This window comes from Roseibium sp. QJM3NY_11, from assembly GCF_056173175.1.
On the sequence record NZ_CM149660.1, the window covers coordinates 4986971 to 5003253 of the forward strand.

General features: G+C 60.1%; 14 protein-coding genes. 6 read left to right on the forward strand and 8 right to left on the reverse strand.

The annotated features are described in order from the left end of the window. Position 1: 1 nt before the first annotated feature. The 5 genes from AC0VX3_RS22845 to AC0VX3_RS22865 all read right to left on the reverse strand — a co-directional run bounded on the left by AC0VX3_RS22845 (position 2) and on the right by AC0VX3_RS22865 (position 5274). On the reverse strand, positions 2–1066 hold the full coding sequence (locus tag AC0VX3_RS22845; RefSeq protein ID WP_475522441.1) for an ABC transporter permease: 1065 nt from the start codon (positions 1064–1066) through the stop codon (positions 2–4). Further along, a complete protein-coding gene (locus AC0VX3_RS22850; RefSeq protein WP_475522442.1) occupies positions 1063–2625 on the reverse strand; it encodes a sugar ABC transporter ATP-binding protein in 1563 nt (520 codons plus the stop codon). Before AC0VX3_RS22850 ends, AC0VX3_RS22845 begins: the two co-directional genes overlap by 4 nt. Beyond that, positions 2622–3290 carry a DUF2291 family protein gene (locus tag AC0VX3_RS22855; protein ID WP_475522443.1) on the reverse strand — a complete coding sequence of 223 codons (669 nt, stop codon included), beginning with the start codon at positions 3288–3290 and terminating at the stop codon, positions 2622–2624. Before AC0VX3_RS22855 ends, AC0VX3_RS22850 begins: the two co-directional genes overlap by 4 nt. A gap of 113 nt (positions 3291–3403) precedes the next feature. After that, complete coding sequence (locus AC0VX3_RS22860) at positions 3404–4342, reverse strand: substrate-binding domain-containing protein (protein ID WP_475522444.1); 939 nt, start codon at positions 4340–4342, stop codon at positions 3404–3406. Positions 4343–4449: 107 nt separating this feature from the next. Then, the gene (locus AC0VX3_RS22865) at positions 4450–5274 is read right to left on the reverse strand and encodes a phosphogluconate dehydrogenase C-terminal domain-containing protein (RefSeq protein ID WP_475522445.1); all 825 of its coding nucleotides are present in this window, start codon (positions 5272–5274) and stop codon (positions 4450–4452) included. A gap of 116 nt (positions 5275–5390) precedes the next feature. Between AC0VX3_RS22865 and AC0VX3_RS22870 the strand changes: the two genes are divergently transcribed. From AC0VX3_RS22870 to AC0VX3_RS22885, 4 genes are all read left to right on the forward strand, one after another. Beyond that, a complete protein-coding gene (locus AC0VX3_RS22870) occupies positions 5391–6659 on the forward strand; it encodes a ribulose-bisphosphate carboxylase large subunit family protein (protein ID WP_475522446.1) in 1269 nt (422 codons plus the stop codon). After that, a complete protein-coding gene (locus AC0VX3_RS22875) occupies positions 6656–7981 on the forward strand; it encodes a four-carbon acid sugar kinase family protein (protein WP_475522447.1) in 1326 nt (441 codons plus the stop codon). Before AC0VX3_RS22870 ends, AC0VX3_RS22875 begins: the two co-directional genes overlap by 4 nt. 320 nt (positions 7982–8301) lie before the next feature. After that, a complete protein-coding gene (locus AC0VX3_RS22880) occupies positions 8302–8430 on the forward strand; it encodes a hypothetical protein (RefSeq protein WP_475522448.1) in 129 nt (42 codons plus the stop codon). Between the two features lie 6 nt (positions 8431–8436). Further along, positions 8437–8565, forward strand: a complete 129-nt coding sequence (locus AC0VX3_RS22885; RefSeq protein ID WP_475522449.1) for a hypothetical protein — start codon at positions 8437–8439, stop codon at positions 8563–8565. A 424-nt stretch (positions 8566–8989) separates the two neighbouring features. On the opposite strand, the gene AC0VX3_RS22890 is transcribed toward AC0VX3_RS22885, so the two are convergent. From AC0VX3_RS22890 to ubiA, 3 genes are all read right to left on the reverse strand, one after another. Beyond that, entirely contained in the window at positions 8990–11209 is a 2220-nt protein-coding gene (locus AC0VX3_RS22890) for a S8 family peptidase (RefSeq protein WP_475522450.1), read from the reverse strand. A gap of 127 nt (positions 11210–11336) precedes the next feature. After that, positions 11337–12317: an AAA family ATPase gene (locus AC0VX3_RS22895; protein ID WP_475522451.1), complete on the reverse strand. Its 981-nt coding sequence runs from the start codon at positions 12315–12317 to the stop codon at positions 11337–11339. Between the two features lie 583 nt (positions 12318–12900). Continuing rightward, positions 12901–13845 (reverse strand): 4-hydroxybenzoate octaprenyltransferase, encoded by a 945-nt coding sequence (ubiA, locus tag AC0VX3_RS22900; RefSeq protein ID WP_475522452.1) that lies wholly within the window; start codon positions 13843–13845, stop codon positions 12901–12903. Between the two features lie 158 nt (positions 13846–14003). On the opposite strand from ubiA, the gene AC0VX3_RS22905 reads away from it, so the two are divergent. Continuing rightward, positions 14004–14795: a PEBP family protein gene (locus AC0VX3_RS22905; RefSeq protein ID WP_475522453.1), complete on the forward strand. Its 792-nt coding sequence runs from the start codon at positions 14004–14006 to the stop codon at positions 14793–14795. Between the two features lie 200 nt (positions 14796–14995). After that, the gene (gene purD, locus AC0VX3_RS22910; protein ID WP_475522454.1) at positions 14996–16273 is read left to right on the forward strand and encodes a phosphoribosylamine--glycine ligase; all 1278 of its coding nucleotides are present in this window, start codon (positions 14996–14998) and stop codon (positions 16271–16273) included. Positions 16274–16283 lie beyond the last annotated feature (10 nt).

Below are 16283 nucleotides of genomic sequence, written 5' to 3' on the forward strand. Positions count from 1 at the left end.
CTCATGCTGCGGCGGCCTGCTGCTGCAGTGCCACCCGGGCCTGCAGCCTTTGCTGCGCCTGGTCGACAACAACGGCGGCGATGATCACCAGGCCCTTGATGACGGTCTGCCAGAAGGAACTGACACCCATCATCACCAGGCCGTCGGACAACACGCCAATCACGAATGCGCCGACGATGGTTCCGCCGATCCGGCCGCGTCCGCCCGACATGGAGGTGCCGCCGAGGACAGCCGCGGCAATCGCGTTGAGTTCGAAGGTCTCGCCCGTCGCGGGATGCGAGGCCATGAGCTGTGACGAGATGACAAGGCCGACAATGGCCGCGCAGAAGCCCGAGAACATGTAGACGAACATCTTGACACGATTGACCTTCACGCCGGAGAGGGCGGCCGCCTTCTCGTTGCCGCCGACCGCATAGATGTGCCGTCCCAGCGGCGTTCGTCCGGCGATATAGGCAGCGGTCAAACCGACGGCAATCAGCAGCCATATGGAAACCGGAATGCCGAGAAAGCTTCCCGTTCCGAGCACGTGAAGACCCGTCGATCCGTAGGCCTCGTTTCCGACCAGGTTGGGAAAGGTCGCCCCATCGGAGGAGAGCAGCGCCAGGCCGCGTGCCACGTAAAGCGTTCCGAGCGTCGCGATGAAGGGGGCCACGTTGAGACGCGTTATCAGCACGCCGTTGATCGCTCCGACAAACACCCCGACCGCAAGCGTGATGAGAATGATCTCGAATATGTTGAAATAGAGCGAATACCCGATCCCCAGATCGACACCGTTGAGGATGAGATAGCCGGCCACCATTCCGCACAGGCCGACAATCGAGCCAACCGAGAGATCGATCCCTCCCGTGATGATGACGAAGGTCATGCCGATCGCCAGAAACGCGTTCAGGGCCACATGCTTGGACATGATGACGAAATTCGCGGTGCTGAGGAAATTCGGAGCTGCAAACGAGAAGAAGGCAAACACCGCGATCAGGGCGATGAAGGTCCTGAGCTTCAGCAGCAGCAGGATCATCGGCTGTCCGCCGGAGGGGCCCGAAGGCTGCATTGTGGTGACTGATGTCATCCGTTCCTACTCCCAATGACATGACCTGCCTCGGAGGCAGGCGCGTGGCCGATCGCGGAGGCCGCGATTATCTGTTCTTCCTTGACGCCGGCGCCCTCGAATTCACCCGTGATGCTGCCGTTCGACATCACGATGATCCGGTCGGACAGGGACATGACTTCTTCAAGATCCGAGGTGACGAACAGGATCCCCAGTCCCTCCGCCGCCAGCCGCCGCATGGTGCGGAAGACCTCGGCCTTGGCACCGATGTCGATGCCGCGGCTCGGCTCGTCCATGAGCAGAACCTTGGGCGAGGTCATCAGCGCCTTGCCGATCACGACCTTCTGCTGGTTGCCGCCGGACAGCGAGCTGACCGGGTTCTCCATGCTGGCGATCTTGATGGCGAGATCCTTGACGAAGCGCGTCACCGTCTCCCGCTCCGCGGCGAGGCTGAGGTGAATGCCCTTCACGAAACTGGCCAGGCTCGACAGCGACATGTTCTCCCGGATCGGCAGGATCTGGATCAGACCCTCCGACTTCCGGTCTTCGGGGATGAGCGCCAGGCCGCGCCCGATGCGCCCCGCGACATCGGGTTCATTCAGGTGGCGGCCCTCGACGTAGAAATGCCCGGTGCAATGCGGATGCTGGGCCATGATGCATTCGAACAGTTCGGAGCGCCCTGCTCCCATGAGGCCGTAGATCCCGACAATCTCGCCAGCGCGCAAGGACAGCGAGACGTCATCGACAACGCGGTTTCCTGTCCGGCCCATCAGGCTGATGTTCTCGCAGCGGAACACCTCGTCGCCGAAGTCGTGCTTGACCGTCTTGGCGAAATCCTTTGAAGCTGCGCCGATCATGTTCCGCACGATCCAGGAAACGTCGACGCCGTCCATGCTTCTGGCGCCGGTTCGCGCACCGTCCCTCAGCACCGTGATGTAGTCGCCGATCCGGATCAGCTCCTCCAGGCGGTGGGAAATGTAGACGATGCCGACACCGCGCTTCTTCAGGTCCGCGATGACCCGGAAGAGGATTTCGACTTCCGCCGCGCTCAGGGCGGAGGTCGGCTCGTCCATGATCAGGATCCGCGCATCCTGGGCAAGCGCCTTGGCGATCTCGACGATCTGCTGCTCGCCGATGCGCAGGTCGCTCACCATCGCGTCCGGCGAAATGTCGTGCTCGAGGCGCCGCATGAGCGCCGCGGCTTCCGCTCTCTGGTCTCCGGCAGCGATATCGACCCCGGCGCGGGTCTTTTCCCGTGCGATGAAGATGTTGTCGGCAACCGTCATGTTGGGGAAGAGGTTGAGCTCCTGGAAGACGATGCCGATCCCGTGTGCCGCTGCCGTGCGCGTGTCGGGGAAGGTGACCTTATCCTCCTGCAGCAGGATTTCACCCGAGGTCAGCTGCTCGACGCCGGCGATCACTTTCATCAGGGTGGATTTGCCGGCGCCGTTTTCACCGACGAGCACATTCACCGCGCCAAGCCGGACATCGAAGTCCACATCCTTCAGCGCGTGCGTGCCCGGATAGACCTTGTTTGCCGCACGCACCGACAAGCCGATCTGGTGCATTTCGTCTGTCATGATCCACCCATCTTTATCGACACGGGTGTGATCAGGTACGGCGGACCGCCGCCGCGCACGGTAAAGGCACCGATCACGTCAATGGTCTTGCCCACAAGAACGTCGCGGGGCAGATCCTTCAGGGCACTTTCGTAGGCGCGCGTGTTCAGGGAACGGGAGAGCTGGGCAAACTCGATCTGATCCGTGAATGAAGAGAAATCGACGAACGGAAGGATATCCCGGAGCGCCGTTCCGCGGATCACCGGACCGAGCTGCAGGATGACATCTGCCTTGCCATCGGCGGTAACGTCCACATCCGCTGTCGCGGCACGTGTATCGGTTTTGGCTGCCAGGATTGTGCCCTGTACCCGCACGGCGAAGTTCCAGGGACTTCCCTCGCTGGACGGACGATAGCCATGTGCTTCGCCGGCCGTGTCGAGATCCGCTGCAATCGCGCCGCCAAGAACGGCCATGTCGGTCGCCGTTTGCTGAAGGTGAGGTAGAACCTGTTTGGCCCAGATGTCAGCTACAAGCACATCCATGTCGCCGCCGGGGCTGCTTGAAACGACTTGTTGCCCCTGACCGCCACCGTCATTCGTGGCCAGATGCTTTTCGAGTTTGCATCCGCCCAGGCCGGCGACAGCCACAAGGACCAAAAACAGGGAAGGAACTGCGCCGCGATCCACTGTGCAACCTCCTTGAACAGAATCCTCCCGGCATTCTCTCCGGCAGGATTTCCAGGTTTTTCGTGGGAAAGATCACACCGCGGCGGAACGTCCACCACGGTGTGATGTCGGGCCTAGTTCAGCGCGAAGGTCTCGAGGTCACCGGCATTCGAGCCGTTGATCAGGACGCAATCCATCAATTGCTTTTCGTCCTGACCGGTTGAACCCGTCCGCAGGTACTGATCGGCCTGCTCAACCGCGATCTGGGCCTGGCGGTAGGCGGGCTGCAGCACGGTGGCCTTGATGCCGCCTTCCAGGATGGAGTCGCGGACATCGTTGCTGCCATCAAAACCGACAACGATCACGTCCGTCCGTCCGGCAGCCTTGAGTGCCGCCCAGGCCCCCATGGCCATGGTGTCATTGCCCGAAATGACGCCTTTGATCTCGGGGGTGGCCTGAAGGATGGTTTCCATCTTTTCGTAGGCTTCGGTCTGGCTCCAGTTCGCCGACTGCTGGGCGACCATCTCCAGATCCGGATACTGGTCGATCACATCATGATAGCCCGCGGAGCGAATGCCGGCGTTGGTGTCTGCCTCGCGGCCGAGCAGCTCGGCATATTTGCCTTCCTCGCCCATCAGCCTGACAAACTCTTCCGCGCCAAGCTGCGCTCCCTGGTAGTTGTTGGAGACGATCTGCGACACCGCGATGCCTGTTTCCTTGATCTCGCGATCGATGAGGAAAGAAGGGATGCCTGCTTCCTTGGCCCGGCGCACGGGAGCAACGGTCGCATCGGCCCCCGCATTGTCGAGGATAATGGCATTCGCACCACGGGCAATTGCCGTATCGAACAGCTGGTTCTGCTTGTTCGGGTCATCGTCGTGAACAAGCACCAGGGTTTCGTAGCCAAGATCTTCGGCTCTTTTCTGGGCGCCCTCGGCTTCCGCCTTGAAGAACGGGTTGTCGTGGGACGGCGTGATGATCGCGATCAGATCAGCCGCCGAGGCATAGGCAGGCGCAAGCAGCGTCGCCATGACGGCGGCTCCGGCCAAAAGGGTTCTTTTTGTAAGATTCATGTTTTCCTCCCGAAAATGTTTCATTCCCAGTCTGACAACACGGGACCTCTCCCAGGTTCCCTGTCGCCACTTCGAACGGCCTGCGGTCCACAATGCAGGCAGTTCAATCAGGTGATCTGCCGGATGCTTTCCTTGATTTCGTCCGGCTTGAACACGCCGATCCAGTCGTCCCGCATGAGACGTTTTTTGCCGTTGGTGATGGCCTTGTTGCAGGCGTCGGAGAAGACGCCGTCGACTTCTCCCATGACAACCGCGCCAAGAATATTCATGTGACCAAGCAGGAAGTCCCGGGCGGTTTCCCGGTCGACACCTTGCCGGACGACCTCATCCATGGCCTCTTTCATGACCACAAGCAGAGTTGCGCAGACGGTCTCCGACAATCCGGGCTCAAGAAGCGCCATCTGTTCAACCGTGACCCGATGGGAACGCAGGATTGGCTGGAAGATCGTCCGGGCGATCTCTTCGCCCAACGCATAATCCTCTTCCGGCCCTTGCATGAGGGCGCTCACGATTGCCTGCTTGGCAGCGATACCGCCGAAATAGTCGTGCTTGGCAGGCATCTGCGTTTCGTCGTTGAAGATCGGCGGATGGCAGGGATGGGTGACGAAATAGGTCACATCCTTGCGATCCGGGAAGTGCCCGGCAAAGGGAGCTGCCGCATCCAATGCGATCAGCATCGTCCCTGGCGCCAATTTGTCGATGATACTTTCCGCAACCGCTCTGATCGCCGTGTCCGGCACGGCGAGAATAACGGCGCGCGCGCCTTCAAGAGCGGTGTCCGTGTCAAGACAATCGACACCGACTTCAGCTTTGAGCCGCTCTTTGCCGGCATCGCTGACTTCGACATGGGCAACGTTAAATCGGGAGCCTTTCAGGTTCTGGGAGAGACGCACTCCCATTTTTCCTCCCGCACCGATGAGCGCGATTTTCATGTTTCCTCCAAATTTGTTGAACGAATAAATTCACATACAAATCACGTTGTCAACTGGTATGATAAGTTGCTAATCATGTATCTGAAGTTCAGCCAGAAACGGGGATGAGGACAGGAATGGGGAGGCTCTTTGCAACGTATGATCTTGAAACGCCGACAAGCCTGGAGCGGGCAGCCGAGGTAATCGCGGGTGAGCAATCCTCGGGAACATTTCTGAGACTGCCGGGAGAAACAGACCGGTTGAGGGAGCGTTCCGGGGCAAGGGTCGAGCAGATCACCGTGTCATCGACGAGCAGCGCCCCCTCGCTTCCGTGCCGGATCGGCGCGGACATCCATACGCGCGGCGAGGTCGTTCTCTCCTGGCCGCTCGACAACATGGGCACGTCCCTTCCCAACGTCCTGGCAACGGTCGCGGGCAACCTGTTCGAACTTGCGGAAGTGTCCGCACTTCGTCTGACGGACATTTCCCTGCCTGAAGAATTCGCCGGTGCTTATCCGGGCCCGGCGTTCGGCCGGCAGGGCACTCTGACACTCGCCGGCGTCAGGGACCGGCCGATGATCGGAACGATCGTCAAGCCGAGTGTCGGCCTCTCTCCTCAAGGGACCGCGTCACTTGTCGAAAGGCTCGTCGAAGGCGGGATTGACTTCATCAAGGATGACGAGCTCCAGGCAAACGGCCCTCATTGTCCGTTCGAGGATCGCTTGCGCGAGGTGATGAAGGTGATCGATACGCATGCGAACCGCACCGGCAAGAAGGTCATGTACGCCTTCAACATCACCGACGAGCTGGACGTGATGCGCCACAATGCCGATCTCGTGCAGCAGGCCGGCGGCACCTGCGCGATGGTAAGTCTGTTTCCACTCGGTCTCACGGGACTGAGTGCCATCAGACGGCACATCGATCTGCCACTTCATTGCCACCGGAACGGCTGGGGCATTTATTCGAGATCACCGGACATCGGCATCTCGTTCCGGGTCTGGCAGAAGTTCTGGAGGCTCGCCGGGGCGGACCATCTGCATGTCAACGGGATCGCAAACAAGTTTACCGAACCCGACGCTACCGTCATCAAGAATGCCCGCTCACTCGACGATCCGTTGTCGAGCGAACACGGATATCAGGCGATGCCGGTCTTCTCGTCGGGTCAGACCGCCGTTCAGATGGAAGCGACCTGCAAGGCGATCGGGCACACGGACTTTATCTATTGCGCAGGGGGCGGGATCATGGGTCATCCCGGTGGTGTCGCCGGAGGCGTCGCCAGCCTGCAGCAGGCGGCGGAGGCTGCCATTGGCGGGGTTCCGGCTCATGTTTTTGCAAAAGACCACAAGGAGCTTTCCCAGGCCCTGGACCTCTTTGGGGACAAGGACGGCGCCGGAGAGAGGACATGACCGGCGCGCTCTTCATTTCCTACTATGGTGACGACTTCACCGGATCAACAGACGTGATGGAAGCCCTGACGACGGGAGGCATCGAAACCGTCCTCTTCACCTCCATTCCGGACAAGAAACAGCTCGCAAGGTTCAAACACTGCCGTGCGGTCGGCCTGGCAGGCATCAGCCGAAGTCAGGCCCCCGGCTGGATGTCCGAGCACCTTCCGGCAATCTTCTCCTGGCTGAAGACACTCGATGCACGGTTTTGCCACTACAAGACCTGCTCGACTTTCGACAGTTCTCCGGAAAAGGGATCTATCGGCCGCGCCCTTGAAATCGGACTGGAAACATTCAGCCAGCGACAAACCGCGGTTGTCGTTGGCGCGCCTCAGCTTCGTCGCTACACCTTTTTCGGCACTCTTTTCGCGGCCTACGGCGAACAGGTCTACAGGATCGACAGGCACCCGGTGATGAGCAGGCACCCGGCAACGCCGATGCACGAGGCAGACCTGATCGAACACCTGTCCCTGCAGACGGATCTGCCCTTTGAATGCCTGACCCCTCTGGACGGTTCCATCGCCGCCCCTCGCACCCAGGCCCGTGAAACCGGTCAGGCGCGCACCGCCAATCGCCTGATCGATGTCTACGACAGCTTGTCCCAGGCGGCGGCGGGAGGCCATATCGAGGACAACAGGCAGGATCTCGGACCTTTCATTGCCGGGTCGTCCGGCGTCGAATATGCCCTTCTGAGAAGATGGCGGGAACTCGACCTGCTGCCGCCTCCAGCGGTGTCGCGGCCCCTGGCCGCCCGGTCTCGCATTGCGGTCGTCTCGGGAAGCTGTTCGCCGACAACCGCGCGCCAGATCGAAACCGCTGAAAAGAGAGGGTTCAAAGGCGTTCCGGTCAATTTCAATGCACTGGCAACCGGGGACGGGCTGCAGCAGGAAGCCGATCGCGTCTTGCAGATTGCGTCCACGGCGCTGGAGGCCGGACAAAGCCCGGTCCTCTACACGGCAAAGGGCAAGGCGGCCGCCCCTGTGTCAGGCCCCTTGAATCTTGACGGCGTTGGAAAGACGCTTGGACGCCTGCTGGCCACCCTCAAGGACAGGCATCACCTGGAGCGTGTGGCCGTCGCGGGCGGTGATACATCAAGCCATGCGCTCGCGGAGCTGGATGTTTTTGCCCTGACCCTCCGGCAGGCTATCCCATCCACACCCGGCTCACCGGTTTGCACCGCTCATACCCGGGGCGGGCCAGAATTCGAAATAGCGCTGAAAGGAGGGCAGATCGGAACTGACACCTATTTTGCGGATCTTCGCGACGGCACGTTCGGGACCTGATCGGCAACAGGCACATGATCCGCCGGCGGGTGGCTGCCAGTGGTGCCAGTGCTATCAGTGTTGCCAGTGGTGCCAGTGCTGTCAGTGCTGTCAGTGTTTTAAGGGACGTGGCGTGTCCTCGTTGCGACCGCATTGCCAGGTCCGCTTTCAGGCAAGGCGCGACTGGCATCGAACGACCGACGAGGCGTTGCGAAGCCCTGCCTGGAACGCGCTCACTTCCGGCGGAGATCCTTCTTGACCGTGACAGGGCGGTCATCAATCGCCGGGTTGCCGGCGTTCCCGTAAGGGGTCTCGTACTGGTCCAGGGGTTCGACGAGGTCATGGTCCGGATCGTTCCCGGTGCGGCCCCGGGCGACATCCTCGCGACACTGATCCTGAAACACCCCGACAGCGCCCTGTCGATCACACTGGCCGAAACGGAGCATTCCGACGACCTGGCCGTGCTGTGAAGCCGCTTGGCGCAGGTTTTCAACCTGCCGATGCTGGTGTGCGATCTTGGCGGCAAGATCAAGCCGATCGAGGCCTACAGCGCCCTTCCGGCCGCCGTTCACAGCGACGAGCGCGAAATCATCGCGCGGTCGTGACGTCCGGATCTCCGCGTTCCAGGGCAGAAAAAAGGCCGCACGTCCCGGCGCGGCCTCATCCCCAAATCTGGCTGCAAGCAACAAAGGCTTTCGCGCACCCTCGAGGCCGCGAGAGCTGTGTTCGCGAGCGGTCCTTTTGCTGCTCGGTGAGGGAAACCTGCCGGTCACCGGGGTCTGAACAAATGCCCGGGAAGGAGCCGGGAGCGGGTTGGCAGGCACGGCCCCGGTGATTGGCGAAGCGGACAGTCGTTTGGGCCAGGTCCGCGGTTGGTTTCGGGCCGGAGCAGGCGTTCTTTTCGGCATGAATTGCCGCATCGCAGCTTCCTGAAAGCGGACATTAGTACGCAAGACAAGACTGCTGCGCTTGAAAGCTCAGCCATACTGACAAAGAAAAATATTCGACCAACTTTTTTTGATGCGAGCACTAAACGCGGGCTCTTGCTCGCAGACGTGCGTAAAGTTGGGCACCTGCTTGGTGCTCAAGCTCAACGACTACGGCAAATCTCTGTTGCACCTCATCGGTCGCCCAACCTCCAATGCACCTGACAACCAAATGATACTCGTGGCCATAATCGAGAGTGTCTCTCGTGAAACAAATAGACCCCGTCTGTAGGGTGTTTCCTGCCCTCTCCGTTTTGTTTGGCTTTAGATCACAATCATACTTCGGCTGAAGTTCCGGATGTGTAGTGTCTTGTCCAGCATGACTTCGATAATGCTCTGAGATGTGGTCAGCGGGACAACCTCGGATCAATCGGAAATCCATTTTAGTCCCGAGATATTCTGCTCTGGTTCGCCGTACAGGGGGGTCGTAGGCCAGCGACACGCGAATCGTGCGTTTACCACCAGTTTGGAATTCCGCTGGTATCGGAATGCTATAGATCGCAAACCTGTCGATATTGAGAACGTCATCAGCGAAATAGATTACTCGGTGGTCATCCGAGTAGGCTGCTTTTGACTGATCCACTAAGCCATTACCAACAATCGAGGCCATTTCTTTCGCGTCCATCGCGCGCAAACAGTCCGATGTTACTTCCGGTGTTCTCGAGGCACCGGCGAGCAAGGCCCTGATCAGATTGGCCGACGCGTCTGGGAAACGCTGCAACAAGAAGGCGGCCTTTCGCGCCAGCATCGGTGTCGAGATCGATGTACCTTTGCTTGACGTAAACAGCTGCCGGAGAAAATCATGATTCAACGTGACAATGCCCGCTTCGGGCAATTGTGGAGCTGTCTGCAAGGATCGTGTCACTGCGCTGAAAACCAGTGTTCCGCCCAAATCTACGAAGTCCGGCTTAGTAACCCCACCCGCACCAGGACCAGCGCGCGTAAACGGTGACGGTTCAAGTGCTCTCTGTGTGATCGCACGCAAATGTGCATCATTATCATGCCGCGCTCCAAGCCCGCTTCCGTGCGATACGGCCCCTACCGTAACAACATTTGCGGCGCCGGCCGGCTCAAAAATACGGTTCCCATCTTCGAGCAAATACTGAGGATACTGTGTTACACCCTGCTCGACACTGTTGCCTCCACGCGGATTCCGATTTCCAGCCGAAACGAAGATCAGAACGTTCAGTTCACGGGCCAGTTCATCCAAAGTCATGGCCCAAGGCCCCACCCGTCCGCGTTCAAACCAGGCCTTCCTGTCACCAAGCGACAACACAAAGATCCTGCACCTATATCGTTCATTGAGGCTCTGAATAACGGTGCGCATCTGGTTCGGAAGTGTTCGGCGTTCGTAAAACTGGCCATCATCCGTAATGATTTTGGCTGACACCAGTCTGGCCGATTTTTGCAATATGCCACGGGCAATCTGATCGCGCAGGTCCCCGAAAACGGCTGTGCCACCAACTTTCGTGCCGTGACCCCACACATCAGCGGGGCCAACTTCAGGAATAAACGTTTCTGACGCAACAAGTACATCGTCCAACAGCGGATGCGCGTTGATGCCACTATCCAGAACCGCAACGACCGGCGCGTCGGGCGATATGGGTTCAACGGCTGGCAGATCATCCAACGCCATTTGAACTACGGGCTGAGCTTCTAGATCAGGCTCTGGTGGATGATCAACTATTGCGACTTCCGGCACGGACAAGATCGGTCGCAGAGCTTCGCCCGGCGCGTAAACACGAAGAATGGTCAGAGATGGGCCGACATAGAGGTCGTAAACTTCGCCTTCTTTTGCTTCAATGAACTCGCCGATTTCCTCCGCTTTTCGACGACGGGCCGCCTGACCCGCAAAATCCCATAGCTCGATGTCGACCAGATATTGCTCGCCATCTTGGAAATCCTCTATTTCGGTAAAGCCGCGCTCCATCAGCCGGATGCCCAGCCGATCTACTGCTTCTAAAGTTGAAACGCTTCGAATCCGGTCAATAAAGCCGGCAAAACTCCGGGCTTTTTGGCCGGCAGGTTTCGGGCCCTCATAGGCCTCCAATTTACGTCGGAAATCAGTCAATTCTTCGGTAGAGGAAAATAAAACGAGCGTGTTTTCGTTGTCGGTTGACAGGAGGCGTAGCCCGACACCTTCCCAATCATCCTCCATCGACATGCCCTCCATCTCCACCTTTAGGATGAGTGAAGGATCGACAAATTCCGGTGGTCTGCGGCGGCGCTGCATCGCCACGGCCTGGTCAATCTCGTGACGCACTTCTGCGCCGTGACCTCCACCCCTGCTCGGTTTGGGAGGCGGTCTCCCTGTTTTCCGCCGGTCTAAGTTCTCAGGCAGTCTAACAAGCGGCAAATGATCATAGTGGGGCAATGGCGCCTACATGTGCTTAGTTGGAAAGACGTTCCGTGCGCTTAGTACGTCGCCGTGCATCTTCGATGGCGATGTTGAAATGACGAACAGTAACAGACTTTGAGCGTCCCAGAATCGATAGCTTGATAGCCTGGGTACAAATCTTGTCGAGCTCGGCATAGGAATATCCTACCAACTCAGCAGTCACTAATACTGGGTCGAAGTCGGTTTTGACGTTTTTGAACGCATTCTTCAAAAACTTGCGGGTCATGCGTTCGTCAGGCGCATCGAACCAGACAACTTCGTCGAACCGCCTCCAAACAGCCGGATCAAGCGACTGATCGAGGTTTGTAGCAGCAAGCAAAAAGCCACTGGGCTCGATCTGATCAATAAAAAGCAGCAGGCTGTTGACGACGCGGCGCAGCTCGCTGTGCTCTCCGCCATCATCTCGCGATCGCGCAATAGCGTCAAATTCATCAAGGAACAATACGCAGGGCTGGCGACGGGCGAACTCAAAAATTTTGCGGATGTTTGTGGCTGTTTCACCCAAATATGAGGACATCAGCCGATCCAGTTGAACAACGAAAAGCGGCAAGCCGAGTTCATGCGCGAACACTTCCGCGCAGAGTGTTTTACCGCACCCAGGCGGGCCGCAGAATAAGAGTTTGGAGCGCACAGACAGCCCGTGCTGTTTAATTTGGTCAGATTTCCGATACTCGCGCAGCAGTCCCATAAATAGTCGAACGTTTTCCGTCGAAATCAGAATGTCTTGTGCGGTGCGGTTGGGTTCTACTCGCTGAATGAACTCACTGGCTTCATCTGGAAATGGAAGAAGCGGAGCTAGACCCTTTGCTTGTGGAGTCTGACCGAGATTGTCTAGCGTCTTTCGCAAACTGCGGGCTAGAACATTGTTTTTCTTCCGTTCCTCTTCGCCGATGATTTCCTCGGCAATAGCTCGAAACTGATCCTCTTGACCATAACTGGCCAGAAGCTTCTTCATAAGTTCGCCGCGTGCCACCGAATATGCTCCCAAATATTGGACCGAATTTTAGGGTCGCTGGCTGGAGAAATCCATAGAAACTTGTCTCATTCCACGCTTCTGCCGGTGAGCCAACTGTTTTTTAAAGCGCTGAGACTTGATCTTTCAACCAGCATCTCTAGTTGTCCGGTTTCAAAATTTCAAAACGCTTTCCTCGCCGCAGCAACGAACCTCCGCTTCCCGTCCAACCCATGAATTCACCGCGCCGGCGGCGAATGTCGGCTCTCGGGAGTGTGACAAAAACGGACGAGTGTCCTGGCGCGAGACGGGCGGATTGCGTCCAGGCGACCACGGGACATTGGACACCGCAGTTTTTACCCGGTTCCGATTTTCAAAACATGTCCGGGCCCGGAACATTCGGTTCGGGTTTCTACGATGCGCCCGCATTCATGGGGTTTTGCGTTTGTCCGGACACCTGGAGTTGGGAAACGGCCGGAGGCAGCGTTTGCACGGCAGATGCGTTCGGGCCGTATCCTGAATTCAATTTTCTGCGATACGCCCACTTCAGATCAGGAGCCGGCACCCGGCGGGGCCTTTTTCCCTTTTCCTTCACCGCGTCTCCTCACAGCCACCCGATCAGCGCGTCGGCGCAGAAGCCGGCGAACAGGATCCAGCCGTAGGTCCCGTTGGAGCGGAACAGTTTCAGGCATTGATCGCCGTCGTCGATGTCCAGGACGATGACCTGCCAGCCGAGATGCGCGACCCCGGCCACGATGCCGACAAAGGCGGCCGGGCCCGCGTCGGCGAGAGTGGCGGCCAGCATGAACAGTCCGGTGGCGGCAGCGTAGAGCAGGATCAGGGCCGGTTTGGTGCGCGCGCCGAACAGCCGCGCCGTCGATCTGACACCGACCAGCGCGTCGTCCTCCTTGTCCTGATGGGCGTAGATCGTGTCGTAGCCGATGGTCCAGCAGATGCCGCCGAGATACAGCAGCACCGGCGCCCAGCCCAGCGATCCGAACACCGCCGCCCAGCCCATCAGCGCGCCCCAGGAAAACGCAAAGCCCAGGAAGAGCTGCGGCCAGTTGGTGATCCGCTTCATGAACGGATAGATGGCGACGGGAATGAGCGACACGACACCAAGCCCGATCGAGAAGGTGTTGAACTGCAGCAGCACCACAAGGCCGATCAGGGCCTGCAGCAGCAGAAAGATCTTCACCTGCAACTTCGTGACCTGACCCGCCGGGATCGGCCGCGACCGGGTCCGCTCCACCTTTGCGTCGATGTCGACATCGACCAGGTCGTTGTAGGTGCAGCCGGCGCCGCGCATGGCCACGGCTCCAATCAGGAACAGCGCCAGGTGCCACGGGTTCGGCCAGCCGTTTCCGGCGGCAATCGCGGCCAGCGCGGCGGACCACCAGCAGGGCCACAACAGCAGCCACCAGCCGATCGGGCGTTCCCAGCGTGCAAGCCTTGCATAGGGACGCAGCGCCGGGGGCAGCCGCGTGTCGACCCAGTGCCGATTGACCGCGTCGGCGACAGGGCCGGTGTCCTTGGTGGAGAAGATCATGTCTGGTGCCTATCCGCGTTGGCGCTGAATCGCCCGCGCGATCCGTTCCGGGTCCGGGGCCCGGCATTCCTACCTATATTTGAGATGAACTTCATCCCGCAACAGGCCATAGTGCCGCTGTCGCGTGCGACCCTTCCCGAAATACGGAGTATGTTGTGATGTTATCCTCAAGAGACACACTCGCGATCCTGCTCTCCCTCGCCGTCACGCTGGCCGCCTCGCCCGCGATTTCCTTCGCGCAGACGCCGCCTCCGCCGCGTCCCGGCGCGGACGGGCCGCCGCCGAAGCCCGGTGATGGTGGCAGTGGCGGTGGCAACCTCGGTGGCGATCTCAACGAGAGCCATGCCGATTCGACCGGTGCGCAGGAGATCATCGCCGAGATCTGGGTCGACAACTGGTTCAGGCTTTTTGTCAATGGAGCGCCCCTTCTGGAAGACAGCGTCGCCTACAGGACGGAACGGTCCTTCAACGCGGAACGGGTCACCTTCAGCGCCGACCTGCCGATGACCCTTGCGTTCGAGTTCCGCGACTTCATGGAGAATGAAACCGGGCTTGAATATATCGGCACACGGCGCCAGCAGATGGGCGACGGCGGCGCCATCGCACAATTCCGGGACCGTGCCAGCGGCAAGCTGCTGGCGGTGACCGGCGCTAACTGGCGCTGCCTGACGGTTCAGGCGGCCCCTGCCGATGCATCCTGCGCGCGCGCACAAAACCCGGGTGTGTCCCTGCCCGCCTGCGCGCCCACACGCACGTCCGTTCCGGACACCTGGACGGCGCCCGGGTTCGACGACAGCGGCTGGCCCCATGCCACGGTGCACAGTGCCCGCGATGTCGGCCCGAAACACGGTTATGACCGGGTGGACTGGGACCAGTCCGCGAAACTCATCTGGGGACCTGACCTGAAAAAGGACAACATCCTTTACTGCCGCGTCACGGTGGGTGGCTGATCAGGCGGATGCCAATCCGGTGGCCGCCAGTCCGACATCTGGACGCGCGACCGGCATGACGCATTCGTGCGGCAGCCGATGCGCCACGGCTGCGTTTGCGGCGTGCAAGCGCCCGTGCTAGACCCCGCCCAGCGCCGGGTGCCGCTTCAGGCAGGCCCGGCCCGACCCGCATCAACCTGGTTCAAAGAGACTGTCCGCTGATGAAACTCCTCCTGATCGGTTCCGGTGGCCGCGAACATGCGCTGGCCTGGGCATTGGCAAAGTCCCCCGGACTGACGAAGCTGTATGCAGCACCGGGCAATGCCGGCATTGCCGAGATCGCGGAACTGACAAGCCTGAACGTCGCGGACCATGGTGCGATCATCGACTTCTGCCATGCCATGGACATCGACCTGGTGGTGATCGGCCCCGAAGCGCCTCTGGTGGCCGGGCTTGTCGATGATCTGGAGGAGGCCGGCATCAGGGCGTTCGGCCCGTCGAGGGCGGCCGCGCAGCTTGAAGGGTCGAAAGCCTTCACCAAGGGGGTGTGCGACGAAGCCGGCATTCCGACTGCCGGGTACGGCCGCTTCAGCGATGTGGAAGCCGCCCTCGCCCATGTCCGCGAGACAGGCGCACCGATCGTCGTCAAGGCGGACGGGCTCGCCGCGGGCAAGGGGGTCGTTGTGGCGATGACACTCGAGGAAGCCGAACAGGCCGTCACCGCCTGCTTCGAAGGCTCCTTCGGCGCGGCCGGTGCCGAAGTCGTGATCGAGGAATTCCTGGAAGGCGAGGAAGCGAGCTTCTTCGTGCTTTCCGACGGGACCAACGCGCTGGCGCTTGCCACCGCCCAGGACCACAAACGCGCACATGATGGCGACCAGGGGCCCAACACCGGCGGAATGGGCGCCTATTCACCGGCGCCGGTCATGACGGACGCGGTGATTTCCGACGTCATGCACAGGATCATCGAACCGACGATCAGGACACTGGCGGCGCGGGGCACACCGTTCAAGGGGGTGCTTTTCGCCGGGCTCATGATCACCGGCGATGGTCCGAAACTGATTGAATACAACACACGATTCGGCGACCCGGAGTGCCAGGTGCTGATGATGCGCCTGGAGAGCGACCTGCTGGATCTCCTTCTGGCCAGCGTCGAGGGACGGCTGGACCAGGCCACCGCCGACTGGCGCGACGAAGCCGCCCTGACCGTGGTCATGGCCGCCGGAGGATACCCGGGCAGCTATGAAAAAGGCACGGAAATCCGCGGACTGACGGCAGCCGGCAAGGATGACGTGGCGGTCTTTCACGCCGGCACGAAGCGCGACGGGGACCGGATCCTTGCCAATGGCGGCCGTGTTCTCGGCGTGACCGCCCTCGGCGCGACCGTGCGCGAGGCCCGGGAACGTGCCTATGCCGCCGTGAAAACCATCGACTGGCCGGACGGGTTCTGCCGGAGCGATATCGGCTGGCGCGCGATCGAACGCGAAACCGAAGGCTGATCCGGCACCG